Consider the following 18,788-nt stretch of genomic DNA (forward strand, 5'->3'; position numbering starts at 1 on the left):
AAATAGCATTACCAACCCGATTGTCGATCACGATAGGGTTTCTGCGGATCTTTCAGCTGACGCGTCGCCGCTATCTTGCTATTTTTGCCTAACAATAACCGAATCTGACTAATAGACTCGCGGCACAGCAGACTACGGATAGAAGCAGTCCAACTGCGATTAATGCTAAGTTTGATGGCCGCAGCAGCATCCGGTGAGGTTTGCATCAGTTGCCGCGCCAATTGCTCAGCGGCTTCCATGGGCGTCTCACTCACTTGTGTCACGAGTCCTAAGGCCAGCGCTTCATGACTCTCAAGCACTTTTGCCGTCAGGCTAAGTAACATGGCTTGATCCTTAGGCATAATTTGCCTTAATGCGACTAAACCCGCCATATCTGGCACGAGTCCCCATTTGGCTTCCATGATAGATAACTTACTGTCGTGGCTAGCAATACGCAGATCTGCGCCTAAAGCGATCTGCATACCGCCGCCATAGCAACAGCCCTCAAGCACAGCAATCACTGGCACAGGCAAGGTTTGCCAACCTAGTGACACCCGCTGTGCCAAATTCGCATTCCCCGGTAAACCCTTAAACAGTAACTTAACTGCATGCATCGGTGCCGACATCACGCTTTTGACATCAAGCCCTGAACTAAAATGCCCACCCGCTCCCGAGAGGATCACGGCTCGCACCGCACGATTGGATTTAATACTTTTAATCGCGCAGTCAAGCTCACTAAACATTAAATAGTTAATAGCATTCATTTTTTCAGGACGATTAAGCAACACGTAGGCGATGCCATCATCGATTTTAACTTGTACACTTTGGCCACTCATGAAATATTCCGTTACTGGTCAGTCCAGAATAAATGTTAACACGTTTGGCATAATTCACTAAAAGATATAACATGAGCCTGTTTTTTGACTTAAGTCAAAATATTGCCAATTCCATCATGGATTGAAGGCAACTTATGTTAGGCTGTCATCACTACGTGCAGTAATCCTAATGTATTTTTCGATTAGATAGCCTTAGCAAGCTCAATAATTAAGCGTATTTAACCGCTAGCTATTTAACTGCTAAAAATCGACACCAGTATCGCAATGCTACCTGCAGCGAAGGATGATTGGGCAGTCATATATGGATTCTATAGTCCTTTTTTAGTCACTATATCCTTGTTATTTACTAAACATTAGCCAGTTCAATTTAAGATTCAGCATGATTTGATTCAACAATGATTCAAATTTTAATGCCATCAGAAAATATAAATTTATCAATGATATCTATAAGTTACATATAAAAGATATTAATCAGACTTGCCCGAAGAACGCAATTCGTCAGTCAGACCTAAAAAATAAGTGTTATCTTCAATAAATGGGCAAATAAGGATCACTAGTCAGCATGTCAATATCTGTACTCATCTGTGACGATTCCGCCATGGCACGTAAGCAAATGGCCCGCACACTCCCCAAAGAGTGGGATGTGGAAATAACTTATGCGACCAATGGTGCCGAAGGCCTTGATGCCATCCGCGCTGGAAAAGGCGAAGTGGTGTTTCTCGATCTCAACATGCCTGTAATGGACGGTTATGAAGTACTGCAAACAGTGCAGCAACAGGACTTACCCGCGCTGATTATTGTGGTATCCGGCGATATTCAAATCAAAGCTCACGAGCGGGTTAAAGCCTTGGGTGCGTTAGATTTTATTCAAAAACCGGTGAGCGCCGATGCCATCAGCAACATTTTACAAGATTACGGCATCTTAACGCTGACGCAGAAAGATCTCACCGACGAAGTCCCGATGATCAAAGTCGACATGCGCGACGCTTGCCAAGAAATAGCCAACGTTGCCATGGGACGCGCCGCCGATCTGTTAGCTAAGTTACTCGATGTATTCGTGTTACTACCTATCCCTAATGTGAACGTGCTTGAAGTCAGTGAGTTAACCATGGCGCTCAAAGCCACGGAAGAAAGCTCAACTGTATCAGCGCTCTGCCAAGGTTTTATCGGTGCGGGTATTGCGGGAGAAGCCCTGCTTTTGTTCCATGATTCCAGCTTTAAAGACATGGCCAAGTTGATGGGATTAGCTAATCCAGAAGACAAAAATACTGAGATAGAAGTCCTAATTGATACTGGAAACGTACTGATAGGCGCTTTCCTTAACGGCATTTCTGAACAGCTCGATATGAAATTTAGTCAGGCTCACCCTGTCGTGCTGGGACGGCACTGCACGGTTAACGATCTGATCCATGATAATTCAGAGAAATGGCACCGAACTTTGGCAATGGAGATCAACTATCGGATTGAAGATCATAATATTCAATGCGATTTGCTACTGCTCTTCACCGAGGATTCTATCCCCACACTTAGCTATAAACTCGGCTATTTACTCGATTAACCAGTTGGATTTTATCCTATGTCAAATGACCAAAGCGCAATGAACGAACTACACTGGCTCATCGATATGGTACAAACCATAGAGGTGGGATTAGTGGTATTAGATCGCCATTACAATATCCAGCTGTGGAACGGTTTTATGGAGAATCACAGCGGTGTTTCCCCTAATTCAATCAAAGGTCAAAACCTATTTACCCGCTTCCCCGATCTGCCTGCCACTTGGTTAAAGCAGAAAATGGAATCGGTTTTCATGCTTAAAAACCGTGCTTTTATCAGCTGGGAACAACGTCCGTACGTTTTCCAATTTAAAAACTATCGCCCGATTACAGGCCGTGCAGACTATATGTACCAGAACGTGACCCTGCTGCCGCTGGCATCGCTCACGGGACAAGTGACCCATATCAGTGTGATTATTTATGACGTGACAGATATCGCCATCAACAAATTGCAACTTAAAGCTGCCAACGAACAACTCGAACGCCTTAGCCAAACCGATGGTCTAACTCAGTTGCACAACCGTCGTCATTGGCAAGAGTGTTTAGACCACGAGTACGACTTGTATGCCCGCTACTCAGGTATAGCAAGTTTAGTCATGATAGATATCGATAACTTTAAACATATCAACGACAGCTATGGTCATGTGGCGGGTGATAAAGTCATTCAGCATATCGCCCACTTACTCAGCCAATCCTTACGTGATACTGACTGTGCAGGGCGTTATGGCGGCGAAGAATTTGCGGTTGTATTGCCTAAAACCAGCGGCGCAGATGCGATGAACTTTACCGAGCGACTCAGGGAGAAAATCGCCGCATCCGTCATAGTGTATGAAAGCCTTAAGATTACTGTGACGGTAAGTTTAGGCGTATGTGAAATTGGCTCCCATATTACCAGCAGTTCTAGCTGGATCTCTTGCTCCGATAAAGCCCTGTACGAAGCGAAACAAAAAGGCCGTAACTGCAGTGTTTTACATACGAGTAAAACAAGTAAATCCTAAATATACCCATTAAAAATGCCCATCAATGATGGGCATTTTTATTTAAAACGAGTGGAGATTAAACTCGAGATCCGCAAACGAATTAATGAGGGAAACCATCATCTTCTTCGTCTTCATCTTCTTCGTCATCCATTTCATCGCCGACGAAATAGGTGCCCCAACCGTCATATTCCACTTTCTGCTTTACCGCTAATTGCAGCAATTGCTCGGCCGCTTTGTCCAGTAATTCAACATCCAGTTTGTGGTGTGCGACAGCATCGAAACAGAAGATAATTGAACCATCCTCCAGTTCCATTTCTTCGGCATCATTCACCTCAAAACCTAATTTGAAGGCATCCACAGCCGCTTTTTCAAGACGGTCAAAATTGGTCGATGAAAAGTGATGCTCAATAACATATTCCGCATCAGGCTCTGAGCCATCGTCAAGCAGGGCTTGCACTATGTCACGATTCTCTGCAAGTTGGGCTTTTAACTGACTTTCAATAGACATGGATTTGTCTCCGTTAAGGTAAATCTGGCTCAAATTGGCATTATACCCAAACAACCTGAAGATGCAGGATTCAGCGGGAATTTAACGCACTTTAGGCAAGGCGGTTATTTGCAGACCTAGCGGGCTAAGTTAAAAATAACCAACTCAGCATAAAGTGCTTTAAAACCCGCCGGGACGGAGCGCCTAGGGCACTCCATTTCCGTGTTGCATCAATTCAAAAGGTGACCGACATTCTTTCATTGATGCGCCTTGAATTGAAGCACCCTAGGCGCTCTGAAACTCGTATCTTCAGGTAGCTTGGGTATATTATACGTCATCACTCGCGAGAGTTTTACCCATAAGTGCTGCCGCTTCTTGATTTATCTCAGCAAATCTCGCCGACATGCTGGCATGAATTTGCGCAGAGAAGTTTTTCACATCGGCTTTATCTAAACCTGCGGTCGGCACAGGTGCCATCATATCGATGATGACGACACCATTATTCCAGCGATTTAACTTAATATGGCTCTGACACGAAGCAACCACTGGCACCACTGGCACTCCCGCCGCGATTGCAGTATGGAAAGCTCCCGCTTTAAAAGGTAACAGACCACGACCACGCGAACGTGTACCTTCAGGAAAAATCCATACGGATAGATTCTTCTGCTTAATTTTTTCAACCGTTTTAGCCATAGTATCAAAGGCACTGTGACGGTTTTTACGGTCGATAAGAATATTACCTGACAACCAATAGATTTGACCGAATAGCGGCATCCACGCCAAACTCTTCTTGCCTAAACTCACTGTACCTTTAGGAACTGCTGTCGTGTGAGTAAAGAGATCAAAGTTATTCTGATGATTTGCTAAGAAAATATACGGGCCGTCCTGCACATCTTCGTGCCGGCGAACAATCACTTTAATCCCAAGGATTGGCGCAACCGATGAGAAGATCTTGGCGAACATATGTACATTGTCGCGATGGCGAGGCCTTAATAAACACACTAAGCCACCAAAAATAAAGGCAAGCAACAAAGATACCGCCAACAACATTGATCTGACGATTAAAAGCACGATTTACTCCGACTGTAAAAGTGGCGACAGTATAGCCACCATGGCTTTGGGACTCAATATATTGTTTACATCTGTAAGCTGACTTGCTAACAAGCAAGCAAAAAAGCCCATCGATATACTGAACCTCCAGTGTATCGATGGGCTTTAAGATTAATATCGAACTAAGCGTGGTGCTTGGGTAGGATTTCAGACTCAGTTGCCTGAGGCGAGACTTTACTTAACACAAAGCGGATCACTAAGGCACTCACGGCCAAAGTCGCGACAATTGCCGCACCACTAGGGAGGTCTAAGGTCGCCGATAGAACTAAGCCCAAAACATAGCCCAGTAAACCGACGAGGTAAGCGTAAAATAGCTGACCTTTACCACGGTACTTGTTCAACGCTAAAGCTGGCAATATCAGGGTACTGAACACCAGATAAACGCCTACTAATTCCACCGATAAGGTAATCACTAGCGCAAATAGCAGATAAAATCCTGCCCCGTCTAACATCTGGGGGCGTAGGAATATCGCTAATAACACCAGTGAATACACTACGGCCGGCAAAATCAGTTGTGACCAACTTACCCACAGGATCTGACCTGACATCAATTGCTTTAACAACTCGGCGCCATGTGGGTCGTTTGCCAGCAACAGCATTGCGGCCACCGCAGACAAGACGTAAAAGCAGCCAATCATAGCCTCCAACTCACCCGCCATACGCTTAGCTAACCAAGCGATAAACCCTGCACCCGCAAGGGCAAACAGCGCTGGCATCCACACATTAGCAAACGGCATATCTTCTAATCTGTGGTCCATGTGAGCGACAATCGCGCCTAAAGCGGCAACTTGCGCTATCGCTAAATCAATAAAAATGATGCCACGCTTAAGCACTTGTCTCCCAAGTACAATATGCGTCGACAACACTAAGATCCCCGCTGCCAATGCAGGTAACAGAATCGACATCAGCTCAAGATCAAACATAGGTTTATTTCACTCCATTTAAGAGGGAAATCACGCTGTCATACAGGCTAAATAAATCTTGGCTCTTATCATTCCCCCCCACAGACATAGGCAGCATTACCACGGGCAAGTTCGCTTTTTCACCCAGCCATTTTGCACCGCGCTCATCCTGATAAGATGCCACAACTACGGCCAGAATATCCCCCTGCTCGGCGCGCGTCAGCAGACTCGCTAAGTGGCCACTAGTGGGGGCTAAACCCGGTTTTGGCTCTAAATCTGCCACTTGCTCGATACCAATCCAGTTGAATAAGTATCTAAAGCTAGAGTGGTAAGCGATCACTTTTTTACCTTGTAATCCCTTAGCTTGCGCTTCCCAACGTGGGACAGCAGCTTGCCAGCGAGTGGTAAAATCTGCCAGTGACTGTTGATAATCGGCCCCGCCAGCAGGATCTAACTGAACCAGCTTAGCACTCAATGCCGTGGCGACTTTTAACAGTCGCGTCGGGTCAAAATGAATATGTGGATTGCCTTGAGCATGCACATCACCCATGCTGCGATCGACAGTGGCCAGTTTATCTAAGGTCTCGATTTGATCGGCAGCGAAAAATAAGCCTTGCTCGGTCGAGCGCACTTTTGCGTTTGCCGACTTCATCTGCAGCATAGGCAACCAACCCACTTCAAGATCGGCACCTGCGCACACCACAAGATCCGCCTGACGCATTTTAGCGATCAAACTCGGACGCGCCTGCACTTGGTGAGGGTCTTGTAATGCCGTCGTTGCCGAATAGATGCTAGCCGTTGGAGCAAGCTCCTTGGTCAATGCCGCGTATTCAGGTTCACAGGCAAACACATTCAGCTCGGCATGGGCCAAACCAGTGTAAGTGACAGATAAGGCCACTGCGGCCAATTTAGCTAAATTAGAATTGATGCGCACCGTGAGCCCCCAGAGACATAATGTATTGAATAGTGAAGATGTTATCGTCTTCTATTCCATCGAAGTTAGTACCCTTTTGATTGGTATACTGGAAACGAACCGTTGAAAAATGGCTAGAATGCCAAGCCAAACTCACCTCCGATTCCTTCAACTTTTGCCCATGAAAATGATCGCCATGGAGCTCTTGGGTATCCGCTTCACCGTAACGCACACCCGCTGACCAGCTAGGCGTGAATTGGTACACACTGCTCAAATACCAACCTTGGTGATAATCTTGGCTCGGTGCATCCTCAGGATGTAAATCGATAGGAGTAAAATCGCTCACGCGATAGTACTCACCGCTCACAGTGAGATTTTGATATTTGTAGTTACCGTTAGGCGCCCACTTATAAACAAAATCAGCACCATAGGTATTTTTACCTGTGTAAGATGCGGCATGGCTATGACCTTCGTGCTCATCACCATGGGCATGCTCATCTTCATGTTCCCCTTCTTCATGGGCAGTCACTTGGCCATTTTCGTTGCGCAAGTAACTCAACCCCGCTTGCCATGAGCTGTTATCGCCTATGTCGCCACCAATTTTTGAGTACAAGGTATAAACACCGACCTTCTTAAACTCACGCTCACCATGCTCATCGGCAGCACGTAAACTATCGCCTTTAAAGGCTTCAACGCCCATGGTCCAATACAAGTCCGTCGGCGCTACGTAGTTAAAACGTATACCGTCATCAAAATAATGTCCCCCTAAGAATGCACGGTAAACCACAGGACGGTCGGTAAAGGAATCAGTATGTAAATGTTGGTTATTGAGGTAACCAATGTCCGATAAGAAACGGCCACCACGGATAGAAAACCCCGCTGGCATCGCCATGGTTTGAATAAAGGCTTCTTCCAGATTCAGTTCCGTCTCACCGTCATGCATTTCAACTACTGCGGTGATTTTACCGTAAAACATATCATCGATATTGGCACTCATCGCCAGTTCAGTTTCACCTAAACCAAAGCCATCTGGACTCTCGGCTAATGGGCGTTCTCCCGTCTGATAATATCCATTTAGCACACCACTGATATTAGGGTTGGTCAAGCTCGAGTCTTCTGCAAATAAGCTAGGCGAAACGAGCGCACACGCCAAAGCCACCAAAGAAATTCGGGTATTTAAAACAGTCATGATATCTCCAAAATACAACTAGCACTCGACGACTGATATAAAGTCATCAAGAAATACAATAAGTTAAAATTTTAAGTTGATTTAGAGAGCGAAGGGAGGCGCACGACTGCGATAAACACTGACGTGTTCAAAAATAGAGGAAGGTAAAATAAATTCGACCACATCGAAATGCTGTATAGCTAAATTCAGCGTCAGCGGATGGGTCAATAAAATCTTGTTGAGTTGGTGTTGATGGAAGCACAGGGTACAGTGAGTCTTAGCGCCATCATCAAGATGGGTCACACTATGGGCTGAGGCAGCAAGAGACAGCAATATCAGTACGGCAGCAAGCCATATCGAAATTGTGCGTCTAATGTGACTTTTAAGTCTCACTCAGTCGTCCCCATAGTTAAAAAGTTGCATAAGTCTATGTCAGTGCAATAGCAAGTTGCAATAAGGTAATCGCTTTGCAAAAGGTTACAAGATATTTGAGGTACCCAGTCTTACCAATAACTCCTTGTATCAATAGCGGTAGGATCTTGCGAGAACTCAGGTAAAAAAACGCATTTAAGATTAGCTTAAGTGAGTGTAACTATAGTGTATTTAGTTTTTATGTCTGCGAGCACAATGACGAAATCAAGCTCGATATGGCTCCGTTTTATCCACCTAAAGGCAACTATTATGCTAGCATTTTTTCGTGAAAACTTAGGGCTTATCTTAGGGATAGTCATCTTCAGCGCGGTGATATTTGGTGGTATTTATTACGTTGAGCACTCCTTAACGAGTCAAGAACAAGTCGTGCAGTAAACAAAGACTCATTAAGCGCGGCTGCAGTTCGCCCCTTAAATCCTCTTAGTTGCATTTTGAGCGCCTGCTAAAGGCGCTCAAATGATGTTCATCTCTGGAAAATTGTACCGCTGATTTTCCTATCCATGACGAATCCACTTATTAGCCTAACGATACTTCTGTCTTTGATCGCTATCATCGACTTGCTCGGGCGCTTCAATGGTGATGACTTGATCCATAAAATGGCTCACAAACAACAACATCAACGAAAAAATCATTACAGGGATCGCAAAATACCGCACAGAGGCATCAAAGTAACTGTATCCCGCCGTAAACACACTCAAATAAAATCCTAATAACTTGAGTTTAGCCAATGTTGGACTGCGGCCTAACCAAGCCGAACAATGGGGGCAACGCACTTGAGCGTCGAAACCTTTACCTCTTTGCTGGCTAATGTCACTGACCTTGATGTATTGATTACAATGGGAACACAACATGAAAACACGATTCCTAAATAACGATGCGCAAGTTTAGCAGATACCGACTAGAGTTCGGCCTGTAAATACCCAAAATGTCGGAAAAAGCAGATAAAGCACCGCACTCAAGGTTAAGCTCAAATCAACCCTTCCCAAAAAGTTTAATTCCAAGGGCTATTTCACTCGCAGATATTTTACAGTAGATCCGGCAACATCTATCATACTCAGACATATTTCTACTTAAGATCACTCCTATGCACCGCTACCTCGCTCTCGTGTTTGCCCTGCTAATACCACTACTGAGCCTTTCATCCCAAGCGCAAACTGAACCAGTCACGGCAACCGAAAGCCCATCCAGCACTCCTGTAACACTCAAGGCAGAACTGGCAATGCTGCAACAGGCTATCGATACGGATATACGTAAACTAAAAAATGCCAAAGGCGAATTGAAGACAATTGTTGAATATCGAATTCAAAACAAAACCTTACAGTTACGTAATAAGATTAAAGATCTGCTCGAAGCAACGCCAATCGACAAAGCTTTTCTGCAACCATTAATCCAAGGACAACTTAACTACATCCAACAAATTGATGCTTATATCGATGACAACATTAGTAAATTAGAACAGCAATTAGGTTCGAGCACAGATGATGCGACTCTGCTGGAAATATCAAAGCGCGAATTAGAAAAAGACACCTATTACAAGCAACAACTCGAGACACTCACTTGGCTCGAACAAGTTGGCCAAGATATTAGCGAAACAGAAAAATCACTGATGCAAATTTTAGTAACTCGTGCCGATACGCTAGAAAGTTTAGTGACTTATACCCAGCAGCAACTACAAGCAGCAATCGATACCGCAACCAATGCAGGTAAAGATGTCACTTCGGCACAAACCAGCCACGTAATGATGCTAAAGGAACGCTTAGCACAGAATAGTCAGAGCTTAAATATCGACATCAGCCTACTCGACGCCTTAGGCCATGATACCGCCGCGCTGAAAAAGACACTCTTTAGTGTTTCAGGTGATATCACTCAAGATGTGTTGAACTTTGATGTGGCATCAAGCCTCGTTGAGCAGTGGCTAAATACGGCACAAGAACAAGCGATTAATCACGGCCCAACCGTCGTGTTTAAGTTATTTGTTTTCTGTTTGATCTTGTTTATTGCGGGTCTCGCCGGCAAGTTAGCCAAACAGATAGTGAAAAATACCGTTAGCAATTCTAAGTTGAATTTAAGTAAGTTATTACAAGACTTCTTCACCTCGCTATCAGGTAAAGCCGTCTTTACTATCGGGCTGTTAATCGCCCTTTCACAGCTTGGGATCGAACTTGGTCCCTTGCTCGCAGGCTTTGGTATCGCGGGTGTTATTATTGGTTTTGCCCTGCAAGATACCCTGTCGAATTTCGCCTCAGGCATGATGATCTTAATTTACCGTCCCTATGATGTGGGCGATTTGATCAACGCCGCTGGCGTCACTGGACGCGTCAGTCACATGAGCCTTGTCTCCACCACGATTAAAACCATGGATAACCAACGTCTTATTATTCCTAATAATAAGATTTGGGGTGACACAATTAACAACATCACAGCAGAGCATCAACGTCGAGTCGATATGACCTTTGGGATCAGTTATAGCGACAGCATCGAACAGGCTGAAGCGATTCTCAAGTCTATCGTCGAAGCGCATCCTAAGGTACAACCATTACCAGAACCGACGATTAAACTACATCTATTGAGCGAATCTTCGGTCGACTTTATCGTTCGCCCTTGGGCAAAACCGGAAGATTACTGGGAAGTGTATTGGGACATTACCCGCGAAGTGAAAATGCGCTTTGACGCCGAAGGGATCAGTATTCCCTTCCCACAGCGTGATGTGCATATCTATCAAACTACGAAATCACCGCTTTAAACCAGCGTTAAACGAGAGAAGAAGGGCGTTGCAATGAGCTCGCCCTTATTTTTATCTCTGGCCTATCAATCTCTGTATCAAGTGTTAGCCTAAGCCGACTATCTCACCTTGCGCATCAATATCAATTTTTAAGTAACCCGGTTTCAGCCCAAGTCCTGGCATAGTCATCACATTCCCCACCAAGGCGGTGATAAACCCCGCACCAGCATGCAAAACTAAATCCCGCACTGGGATCTCAAAGTCCTGAGGAACGCCCTTTAAGCTAGGATCGTGACTAATTGATAACGGCGTTTTGGCCATACACAGGGGCAAATGTCCATAACCTAATACGGTCAGCTGCTGCGCCTGTTGTTTGGCCTCGATAGAAAGGCTAACGCCCGCTGCGCCATACCCCACCTCGGCTAAGGTGGATAACTTAGCCTCCAATGAGGCTTCATCTGAATATAACAGCTTGAACTGACTCTCGGTTTCAGCGGCGCGAACCACAGTCTGCGCTAAGGCGACAGCGCCCGCCTCCCCTTGGCTAAAAGCATCGCTGACCTCACAGCCAAAGGCGCTGCTCGCGTTAACAGCCGCTGTTAGCCATTGCAACTCGGCATCAGTATCAGTGGCGAAACGGTTAATGGCAACCACCACCGGAATACCATAGCGAGCCACATTGTTGATATGCCAGTTTAAATTTGCAAAGCCTGCTTCGAGTCGAGCCTGATCTGGTAGATTGATATCTGACTCAGACACCAAACCACTATTGGCCTTCAGCGCTTTTAAGGTGGTGACCAGCACAGCGGCAGCCGGCACCTGACCCGATTGACGCACTTTGATATTACAGAACTTTTCAAAGCCCATATCTGATCCAAAACCAGCTTCAGTCACCACAAAATCCGCCAGTCTGAGGGCGATATCATCAGCAATAATGGATGAATTACCGTGGGCAATATTGGCAAAGGGTCCCGCATGGATCAGGCAAGGTGAACCATTTAAAGTCTGCATTAACGTCGGCTTTATCGCATCCGCCATGATGGCCGTCATCGCACCAGCGACACCTAAGTCTTCGGCGGTAATCACTTGCCCTTGGGTATTTAACGCCAGCACTAGACGACCGATCCGCGCCCGCATATCTGCCAAATTATGACTTAAGGCTAAAATCGCCATTAACTCAGAGGCGGCGGTGATATCAAAACTGGATGCGTACTCTGGGCCATTATTATCGCCTAAGCCCACCTGGATTTGCCTAAGACAGCGATCGTTGTGATCGACCACTCGGTGCCAACGGATCTCACTGGGATCGATATCCAAAAACGCTTGCCCAGATTGCGCCTCAAATTCCGCCTTACCTAAGCGCGCTTCATGAAATAGCCGCGCCGCAATCGCCGCAGCCCCTAAATTGTGGGCACTGCTCACGGCATGAATATCACCCGTGAGATGCAAATTCATCTCCTGCATGGGTACCACTTGCGCATAACCGCCACCCGCAGCGCCACCTTTCACCCCAAATACAGGCCCCATGCTGGGCTGGCGAATACAGGCACAGGCCTTTTTGCCTATGGCATTTAACGATTGCGTTAAGCCAATGCTCGTCACTGTTTTACCTTCGCCGTGTGGCGTAGGCGTAACTGCGGTGACGATAATCAATTTGCCTTTGCGCTGCCCAGCCAAACGCTGCAACACACTGAGCTCGACCTTGGCTTTAGTGTGACCAAATTGCATCATCTCTTCGGGTAATAGACCTAAGTCGGCGCCCAGTTCATTAATGTCTTTTAGGCTAGCGCGATTCGAAATATCCATATCTGTCAACATGCGTCGATTTCTCCCTTTCAAATACGCTTTGGTTTAGTATGAGGGGTTGCTAAGCACAACACTCATTGAATAGGGCGGATATTAGGTGATTGGCTTTAAGATATATAGCCGTCGAAAGGGTTAATGAGCGATTCCTTAATCTGCATCAAATAATCTGCCCTGCGTCCGAGCGGCTCAAGAGTGCCGTTGCCTCAAATGAGATCCAGCTCGATCGCCAGCAATGGTTCAGTATCTGGCAGGCATCTATGGGTCACAGCGTACCTTGATTTTTGTTTCTCAAAAGCAACAACCATAAACAACCACGGCGCCAGAAGGCGCCGTTGTTGTATGTATTATTGAGTGCGGCTTAAAACTGCACATCGCCACTTAAATGGGGGCGACGGCCTTTGCTGTCACGTAATTCAAATACCATATTATTAGCATTCTGCTCATAGCCAAATCCAACATCGGCAGGCATCAAAAGTGGCAGCTTAAAGGTCACATCCACAGTGAATGGACGATCGCCAATACTTGGCATCAACTCTGCTAAACAACGGGCCTTAGACCACATGCCATGGGCGAGCACTCGATCAAAGCCAAAACGCTTTGAAAGCACGGGATGCAGATGGATCAAGTTATAGTCGCCAGATGCCTTAGCATAACGACGACCTAAATCTTCACTCAAACTCCAGCTTTGTGGTGTTTCCCATGCCATATCAATGGCTTTAGGTGGGCGAACGCGACGTCCAGCCACATCGATACGATATAAATAGGTGGATAACGATTCCCAGACGAGTTCTTCACCGACAAACGCCTTAGACACAAATTCAAACTCTAAGCCAGAATCCGTCTCGCGGCTCGTGGTCAAGGCGCACTCGAGGGAGAAAGTCTCGTCAACCGTCACAGGCCGATACACTTGAATGCGGTTCTTAAGGTGGATCATCCCAAGCAGTGGGAAAGTGATCCCATCGTGGGTAAAGATCACCGCATGCAGGCGAAATGCCATCACGTAGAGATAGGTTGGCGGTAAAACTTTACCGTCAAATTGAAAACCACACACCTGCGCATATTGGCTTACTTTAGCTTCAGACACAGTCACATGCGGCGCGGTCACCTTGATTTGGGGCAACGGCTGTTGATCCCAACCAGGCTTACGGCCAAAGAAGATCTTGCGATAAAGAGAAAACAGCGACGGCATCGCGTTCAATTCAACACAATATGCATTATTCAAGTCTGAGTACCTTTTAATTAACTATCCCTTGGCACAAAAATACATTGCCATAAATTACCCCGCACAGACGAGTAACGTCTGATCAATCAAGCTGATAACGAGTGTAAAACAGGCAGTGCTGCGTCTTAATAAGGGCTGATGCTGACTCTCCGAATGGACAACTATACCCAAACAACCTGAAAATGCAGGATTCAGCGGGAATTTAACGCACTTTAGGCAAGGCGGTTATTTGCGGACCTAGTGGACTAAGTTCAAAATAACCAACACAGCATAAAGTGCGTTAAAACCCGCCGGGACGGAGCGCCTAGGGCACTTCACTTCCGTGTTGCATCAATTCAAAAGGTGGCCGATATTCTGTCATTGATGCGCCTTGAATTGAAGCACCCTAGGCGCTCTGAAACTCGTATCTTCAGGTCGCTTGGGTATATAGAGTCAGGTTTGGCGAAAACGGCGTGATTATAACCCAGAGCACTGAGTTCTGTGTATCCCTAAGTTTAGTAGGAATAATTACTACAAATAAAATCAATAGATTAAAAATTAACGATGCAAATTTATCCATCTCAACTCGGCAATAACATCTCCAGAGTGCGAAAAATTTACGACTGTGCCACACTATCGTTCCACTCTCCTTAACCTAGTTATCACGTGCAAGATAAGAATTTTGATAAGCTCGCGCAAAAATTTGCGAAAAACATCTATGGTACGCCCAAGGGCGAAATTCGTGCCGCAGTGCTATGGCGCGACCTCGTCCCCGCGCTGGCAAAACTGGGGGATAAAAAACTCAGAGTATTAGATGCGGGCGGTGGTTTTGGTTACTTTAGCCAAAGATTAGCGCGCCTCGGCCACGAAGTTGTACTCTGCGATATCTCTGCTGAGATGCTGGCTCAAGCCAAAGAACAAATTGATGCCTCCCCTGAACCATTAGCTATCCAGCTTATCCATGCGCCTATCCAAGCATTATCGGTCGATAACCATGGTTATTTCGATATCATACTGTGTCATGCGGTCGTTGAATGGTTAACGGATGCTAAGCCAACTGTAGCAGGTTTACTTACTATGCTAAAACCCGGCGGATTATTCTCTTTGATGTTTTACAACAAAGAAGCCATGCGCTTTCATGCTTTAGTGTCGGGCAATTTCGATTACGTCGCCGCTGATTTAAAAGTGAAGAAGAAAGTGCGACTAACTCCCACTCATCCGCTTTATATTCAAGAAGTTAAAGATTGGTTTAGCGAATGGCAAATGTCACTCATCAGCCAGTCTGGCGTACGTGTAATCCACGACTATTTGAAAAAGAGTCAGCCTGCGGATTTCGACTATCACAAGCTGCTACAAATGGAGCTGGAGTACTCGCAACGCGAACCCTATATTTCCCTCGGCCGATATGTGCACTTTTTAGGGCAAAGCTCTGCAGTGTGAACGCGCGTCGTTACAAACGCGCTGCCTAAACGATTACTGACAAGTCTGTTTCCAGCAGGCGCTCACTTTGGCGCCTGCTTGCTCTAGCAATTGCACCACGCTTTTATCCCCCACCACATGGCCAGCACCAACCACCACAAACAAAGGTGAAGCCACATCAGTCGAGCCCATTAATTTTATAATGCCATCGGCCATCGCATGGTTTCGCTGCCAGAGGATTTTCTCTAGCATTTTAGTGTCGCCCTCGCCGCCCATTTGCTCCTGCATTATGGAATCAAGCTCAGTTTCATTACCTGAACGCCAAGCCGTTATTAACGATAAAAGCTCCGCATCCGATGCGCTAATCGCCTCACGCACCATAGACCACTGCTCTTGACTATTAAAAGACGCTAACAATTGAAATTGTGACTCGGCGGTTTCCAACGGATACACAGGCAAAGTCGCATATAGAGCCATCAACTGCATATCAACGCCATAATCCGTGCTGTAACCTAAGTCGTTATAACGCAATAAGTTAACTTGAGTAGCCTGCAACCAAGGTGCGAAAGATTGTATCGACTGACAAACATTTGCCGTGGCCGCGCAATAGGGCGTCATGCTCTCGACCGTTTGCTTATCTCGGCTCTGCCAATCTAAACCCTTAGTTTTATCGGCGCGGCCGTATTGTTGCAGTAAGGCTGTGCTATCGACTTTATTGATATCGACTTCTACAACTAAGCCCTTAGCTTTACCCAACGCGGTTTCAATTTGGGTGGGTAAAGGATAAAAGTCGGCACGTCCAATATGAATCGAACCCAGCAAATACGCGCTCTTGCCTTGCCATTGCACTTCATAAAATGGTGGTTTATCGGTTTCTGCACCCACCACTTTTGTGCTCAAACCCGCTAACGCCAGAAAACTGATTGATGCAATTAGTCGCCATTGGCTTGTTGCCATATCCTTTGCCCCTTATAATTCCTGCAAATTTTGCAATGAGACGCTGTTATGCCACATACCAAGGTTATAGAGCAACTGAAAGAAAATCTTCAAATCGCCTATCGCCAAGCCATAGACGCCGACGCTAAGTTAGATGAGCTAAAGAAAGCTGGCCATGGAAACTTCACCAGCATATTCACGGCAGAACAAGGTTTTATCGCTTCGAGTAATCGCTTTCTGCCCTATGTGCAAGAGTTGGTCGATGACTTAACTCGCATGGAAGAACATCAAACGCTCGATCCTAAAGAACTCGAAACCTATGTGCGTCAGTTAGGCGCATTACTGCAAACATTGCAGGCCTTTAAGAAGCAAAGCTAAACCGAGATTAGGAGCTGAAACTCACCTTAGATTTCAGCTCTTTCCATAGCATATCTAATCAAGCCCACCAACACAGATAGATAGCACTAAGCTTCCCCAAAACTGTCATCATTTTGTCATTTCTAAGTCATAGACTCCGCTCACATAGACGAAGGGGCTGACGTAATGACAAGTTTAGATCTGGCTAAAGAGCTCGATAAAATAATCTCTAAAGCTGCAATCAGTCCCTTATTTCAGCCAATTTTCAATATATTAGAACATAAAATTCATGGTTTTGAGGCGTTAAGCCGTGGCCCTGAACACAGCCCGTTATACTCCCCAGTCCCGCTATTTCAGACCGCCGAACATCAAGGTAAATTAAGCGAGCTAGAAACCCTTTGTCGCCGTATTTCACTCGAGCAATTTAAGTTGCGTCAGTTTCAAGGCAAGCTGTTTATCAATATCTCGCCCAAGGCATTATTAGATCCTGCCCACCCCAAGGGCATGACCTTACAACTGCTGCAACAACTTGGCATAGCGCCATCACAGGTTGTGATTGAACTTTCAGAGCAATATCCCGCCGATGATATCGATTTACTCAAATCCTGCTTGAATCACTATCGTAGCCAAGGTTTTTTAACAGCGATCGATGACTTAGGTGCAGGTTATTCGGGTCTGAGACTCTGGTCAGAATTGTCACCCGACTATGTCAAAATCGACCGTCACTTTATCCATCAGATTGATTCGACTCCCGTCAAACAGGAATTTGTCCGCTCGATTGTGGAGTTATGCCAAAGTTTAACCTGCAAAGTGATAGCCGAAGGAATTGAAACGCAAGAGGAATTAGCCGTACTCAAACAACTGGGTATCGTCTATTGCCAAGGCTACTTACTCGGCCGTCCAGAAGTACTACCCTGCCGCGCGATGAAAGCGACCTTAGTGCCGAGCAATACTCAAATTCAACCTAGATACAGCGAATCGGCCGAGAGCCTGTGCACGAGTGCCATAACCGTAGTGCCCACGCTTAAACTCAAATTCTTAAGTGACACCTTTATCTCGCAACCTGCATTACAGGCGGTTGTAGTGGTCGATAACCAGTTGCCACTCGGTATTATCAGCCGCGCGACCTTACTTGAACTCTTCAGCACACCCTATGGTCGCGCCTTACATGAAAATCATGCTGTGAGTGAAGTAATGGACCCGCAAGTCATCCAGATTGAGGCCAACGAACCGTTATCCACCGTAAGTCAATTACTGACCTCAGAGAGTGCTAATACGGTAGCGCAACAGTTCATTATCCTTCGCCGTGGTAAACTACTCGGCATAGGCCATACCAAGGATTTGCTACAAAGGATCACAGAGCACAGAATTAAGATGGCGCGCCATGCGAATCCTCTTACAGATTTGCCGGGTAATGTGCCCATTCAAGAGGAATTAAAACGCCTTAAGATCCAAAAGAAACATTTTTATCTAGCCTATTTTGATCTGTGTAACTTTAAGCCCTATAACGATATTTATGGATTTTGCCGTGGCGATGAAGTGATTTGTGAAGTGGCGAATCTGTTACTGAAGTATAAAAGCGACAATTGCTTTGTTGGCCATGTCGGCGGCGATGACTTTGTAATTATCAGCACCTGTGAGCATATGATCAGCCGTTGCCAGCGAATTCTAGCGGATTTTGAAACCCATAAGCATTTGTTTTATAGCGCCGAGCACTGGCTGGCCCAAGAAATGCTCGCCGACGATAGAAAAGGTGAAGCCTGTTACCATCAATTGATCAGTCTGTGTGTAGGCATTTTACCACCCGCACTCACCTTTAACGCCCATGAACATAGTCTATCGACCTTAAGCGCTAGGGCAAAAAAACAGGCAAAATCCGCAAATAACGGATTTTACCTGTTAGAAAATCATCTGATTATCGACACTCAGGCACTAACGGCATAGCTAAACAGCTTTAATACTCAGCATTAGCGACCGATATGGGTCA

General features: G+C 45.8%; 18 protein-coding genes and 1 pseudogene. 8 read left to right on the forward strand and 11 right to left on the reverse strand.

Annotated features, from left to right (window positions below; genetic code table 11):
• Positions 1 to 8 precede the first annotated feature (8 nt).
• Positions 9 to 815, reverse strand: coding sequence for a crotonase/enoyl-CoA hydratase family protein (locus HQQ92_RS18790; protein WP_173247591.1), 807 nt, complete (start codon positions 813 to 815; stop codon positions 9 to 11).
• A gap of 562 nt (positions 816 to 1,377) precedes the next feature.
• On the opposite strand from HQQ92_RS18790, the gene HQQ92_RS18795 reads away from it, so the two are divergent.
• Both HQQ92_RS18795 and HQQ92_RS18800 read left to right on the forward strand, forming a co-directional pair.
• Positions 1,378 to 2,373 (forward strand): response regulator, encoded by a 996-nt coding sequence (locus tag HQQ92_RS18795; protein WP_028759518.1) that lies wholly within the window; start codon positions 1,378 to 1,380, stop codon positions 2,371 to 2,373.
• Between the two features lie 18 nt (positions 2,374 to 2,391).
• Positions 2,392 to 3,366, forward strand: a complete 975-nt coding sequence (locus HQQ92_RS18800; protein WP_131523954.1) for a sensor domain-containing diguanylate cyclase — start codon at positions 2,392 to 2,394, stop codon at positions 3,364 to 3,366.
• An 82-nt stretch (positions 3,367 to 3,448) separates the two neighbouring features.
• On the opposite strand, the gene rraB is transcribed toward HQQ92_RS18800, so the two are convergent.
• The 6 genes from rraB to HQQ92_RS18830 all read right to left on the reverse strand — a co-directional run bounded on the left by rraB (position 3,449) and on the right by HQQ92_RS18830 (position 8,321).
• The gene (gene rraB, locus HQQ92_RS18805; RefSeq protein WP_113939164.1) at positions 3,449 to 3,856 is read right to left on the reverse strand and encodes a ribonuclease E inhibitor RraB; all 408 of its coding nucleotides are present in this window, start codon (positions 3,854 to 3,856) and stop codon (positions 3,449 to 3,451) included.
• Between the two features lie 306 nt (positions 3,857 to 4,162).
• A complete protein-coding gene (locus tag HQQ92_RS18810; protein ID WP_105250295.1) occupies positions 4,163 to 4,906 on the reverse strand; it encodes a 1-acylglycerol-3-phosphate O-acyltransferase in 744 nt (247 codons plus the stop codon).
• Between the two features lie 161 nt (positions 4,907 to 5,067).
• Complete coding sequence (locus HQQ92_RS18815; protein ID WP_173247595.1) at positions 5,068 to 5,868, reverse strand: metal ABC transporter permease; 801 nt, start codon at positions 5,866 to 5,868, stop codon at positions 5,068 to 5,070.
• 4 nt (positions 5,869 to 5,872) lie between these two features.
• On the reverse strand, positions 5,873 to 6,781 hold the full coding sequence (locus HQQ92_RS18820) for a metal ABC transporter solute-binding protein, Zn/Mn family (protein WP_173247598.1): 909 nt from the start codon (positions 6,779 to 6,781) through the stop codon (positions 5,873 to 5,875).
• Positions 6,765 to 7,949 carry a hypothetical protein gene (locus tag HQQ92_RS18825; protein WP_105250297.1) on the reverse strand — a complete coding sequence of 395 codons (1,185 nt, stop codon included), beginning with the start codon at positions 7,947 to 7,949 and terminating at the stop codon, positions 6,765 to 6,767. The genes HQQ92_RS18820 and HQQ92_RS18825 overlap by 17 nt, the downstream gene beginning before the upstream one ends.
• Before the next feature lie 81 nt (positions 7,950 to 8,030).
• Entirely contained in the window at positions 8,031 to 8,321 is a 291-nt protein-coding gene (locus tag HQQ92_RS18830; RefSeq protein WP_168827349.1) for an ABC-type zinc uptake system zinc chaperone, read from the reverse strand.
• A 288-nt stretch (positions 8,322 to 8,609) separates the two neighbouring features.
• Here HQQ92_RS18830 and HQQ92_RS23885 point away from each other — a divergent pair, with 288 nt between their 5' ends.
• Positions 8,610 to 8,735, forward strand: coding sequence for a hypothetical protein (locus HQQ92_RS23885; protein WP_105250299.1), 126 nt, complete (start codon positions 8,610 to 8,612; stop codon positions 8,733 to 8,735).
• Positions 8,736 to 8,881: 146 nt separating this feature from the next.
• Here the strand turns inward: HQQ92_RS23885 and HQQ92_RS18835 are convergent, their stop codons facing one another.
• Positions 8,882 to 9,211, reverse strand: coding sequence for a hypothetical protein (locus HQQ92_RS18835; RefSeq protein ID WP_105250300.1), 330 nt, complete (start codon positions 9,209 to 9,211; stop codon positions 8,882 to 8,884).
• Positions 9,212 to 9,444: 233 nt separating this feature from the next.
• Here HQQ92_RS18835 and HQQ92_RS18840 point away from each other — a divergent pair, with 233 nt between their 5' ends.
• The gene (locus HQQ92_RS18840; RefSeq protein WP_173247601.1) at positions 9,445 to 11,103 is read left to right on the forward strand and encodes a mechanosensitive ion channel family protein; all 1,659 of its coding nucleotides are present in this window, start codon (positions 9,445 to 9,447) and stop codon (positions 11,101 to 11,103) included.
• Between the two features lie 84 nt (positions 11,104 to 11,187).
• Here the strand turns inward: HQQ92_RS18840 and HQQ92_RS18845 are convergent, their stop codons facing one another.
• Positions 11,188 to 12,900, reverse strand: a complete 1,713-nt coding sequence (locus tag HQQ92_RS18845) for a formate--tetrahydrofolate ligase (RefSeq protein ID WP_173247604.1) — start codon at positions 12,898 to 12,900, stop codon at positions 11,188 to 11,190.
• Between the two features lie 167 nt (positions 12,901 to 13,067).
• Between HQQ92_RS18845 and HQQ92_RS23950 the strand changes: the two are divergent.
• Positions 13,068 to 13,166, forward strand: a pseudogene (locus tag HQQ92_RS23950) (oxidoreductase); the annotation flags it as partial.
• Between the two features lie 80 nt (positions 13,167 to 13,246).
• Here the strand turns inward: HQQ92_RS23950 and HQQ92_RS18850 are convergent.
• Positions 13,247 to 14,077 carry a MaoC/PaaZ C-terminal domain-containing protein gene (locus HQQ92_RS18850; protein WP_081729006.1) on the reverse strand — a complete coding sequence of 277 codons (831 nt, stop codon included), beginning with the start codon at positions 14,075 to 14,077 and terminating at the stop codon, positions 13,247 to 13,249.
• 678 nt (positions 14,078 to 14,755) lie between these two features.
• On the opposite strand from HQQ92_RS18850, the gene HQQ92_RS18855 reads away from it, so the two are divergent.
• Entirely contained in the window at positions 14,756 to 15,529 is a 774-nt protein-coding gene (locus HQQ92_RS18855) for a methyltransferase domain-containing protein (RefSeq protein WP_173247606.1), read from the forward strand.
• A 33-nt stretch (positions 15,530 to 15,562) separates the two neighbouring features.
• Here the strand turns inward: HQQ92_RS18855 and HQQ92_RS18860 are convergent, their stop codons facing one another.
• Positions 15,563 to 16,465: a TraB/GumN family protein gene (locus tag HQQ92_RS18860; protein ID WP_173247609.1), complete on the reverse strand. Its 903-nt coding sequence runs from the start codon at positions 16,463 to 16,465 to the stop codon at positions 15,563 to 15,565.
• A gap of 48 nt (positions 16,466 to 16,513) precedes the next feature.
• On the opposite strand from HQQ92_RS18860, the gene HQQ92_RS18865 reads away from it, so the two are divergent.
• Positions 16,514 to 16,822, forward strand: a complete 309-nt coding sequence (locus HQQ92_RS18865) for a prephenate dehydrogenase (RefSeq protein WP_105250305.1) — start codon at positions 16,514 to 16,516, stop codon at positions 16,820 to 16,822.
• Between the two features lie 165 nt (positions 16,823 to 16,987).
• The gene (locus HQQ92_RS18870; protein ID WP_131523945.1) at positions 16,988 to 18,745 is read left to right on the forward strand and encodes a GGDEF domain-containing protein; all 1,758 of its coding nucleotides are present in this window, start codon (positions 16,988 to 16,990) and stop codon (positions 18,743 to 18,745) included.
• The last annotated feature ends 43 nt before the right edge of the window (positions 18,746 to 18,788 follow it).

This window comes from Shewanella sp. DC2-4, assembly GCF_013248875.1.
GTDB classification, from domain to species: Bacteria; Pseudomonadota; Gammaproteobacteria; order Enterobacterales; family Shewanellaceae; genus Shewanella; species Shewanella oncorhynchi.

What these genes read in the sequence shown, in the direction of transcription:
- HQQ92_RS18790 (WP_173247591.1), bottom strand. Translation starts at nt 815, where the DNA reads ATGAGTGGCCAAAGTGTACAAGTTAAAATCGATGATGGCATCGCCTAC.
- HQQ92_RS18795 (WP_028759518.1), top strand. Translation starts at nt 1,378, where the DNA reads ATGTCAATATCTGTACTCATCTGTGACGATTCCGCCATGGCACGTAAG.
- HQQ92_RS18800 (WP_131523954.1), top strand. Translation starts at nt 2,392, where the DNA reads ATGTCAAATGACCAAAGCGCAATGAACGAACTACACTGGCTCATCGAT.
- rraB (WP_113939164.1), bottom strand. Translation starts at nt 3,856, where the DNA reads ATGTCTATTGAAAGTCAGTTAAAAGCCCAACTTGCAGAGAATCGTGAC.
- HQQ92_RS18815 (WP_173247595.1), bottom strand. Translation starts at nt 5,868, where the DNA reads ATGTTTGATCTTGAGCTGATGTCGATTCTGTTACCTGCATTGGCAGCG.
- HQQ92_RS18825 (WP_105250297.1), bottom strand. Translation starts at nt 7,949, where the DNA reads ATGACTGTTTTAAATACCCGAATTTCTTTGGTGGCTTTGGCGTGTGCG.
- HQQ92_RS23885 (WP_105250299.1), top strand. Translation starts at nt 8,610, where the DNA reads ATGCTAGCATTTTTTCGTGAAAACTTAGGGCTTATCTTAGGGATAGTC.
- HQQ92_RS18835 (WP_105250300.1), bottom strand. Translation starts at nt 9,211, where the DNA reads ATGTTGTGTTCCCATTGTAATCAATACATCAAGGTCAGTGACATTAGC.
- HQQ92_RS18840 (WP_173247601.1), top strand. Translation starts at nt 9,445, where the DNA reads ATGCACCGCTACCTCGCTCTCGTGTTTGCCCTGCTAATACCACTACTG.
- HQQ92_RS18845 (WP_173247604.1), bottom strand. Translation starts at nt 12,900, where the DNA reads ATGTTGACAGATATGGATATTTCGAATCGCGCTAGCCTAAAAGACATT.
- HQQ92_RS18850 (WP_081729006.1), bottom strand. Translation starts at nt 14,077, where the DNA reads ATGCCGTCGCTGTTTTCTCTTTATCGCAAGATCTTCTTTGGCCGTAAG.
- HQQ92_RS18860 (WP_173247609.1), bottom strand. Translation starts at nt 16,465, where the DNA reads ATGGCAACAAGCCAATGGCGACTAATTGCATCAATCAGTTTTCTGGCG.
- HQQ92_RS18865 (WP_105250305.1), top strand. Translation starts at nt 16,514, where the DNA reads ATGCCACATACCAAGGTTATAGAGCAACTGAAAGAAAATCTTCAAATC.
- HQQ92_RS18870 (WP_131523945.1), top strand. Translation starts at nt 16,988, where the DNA reads ATGACAAGTTTAGATCTGGCTAAAGAGCTCGATAAAATAATCTCTAAA.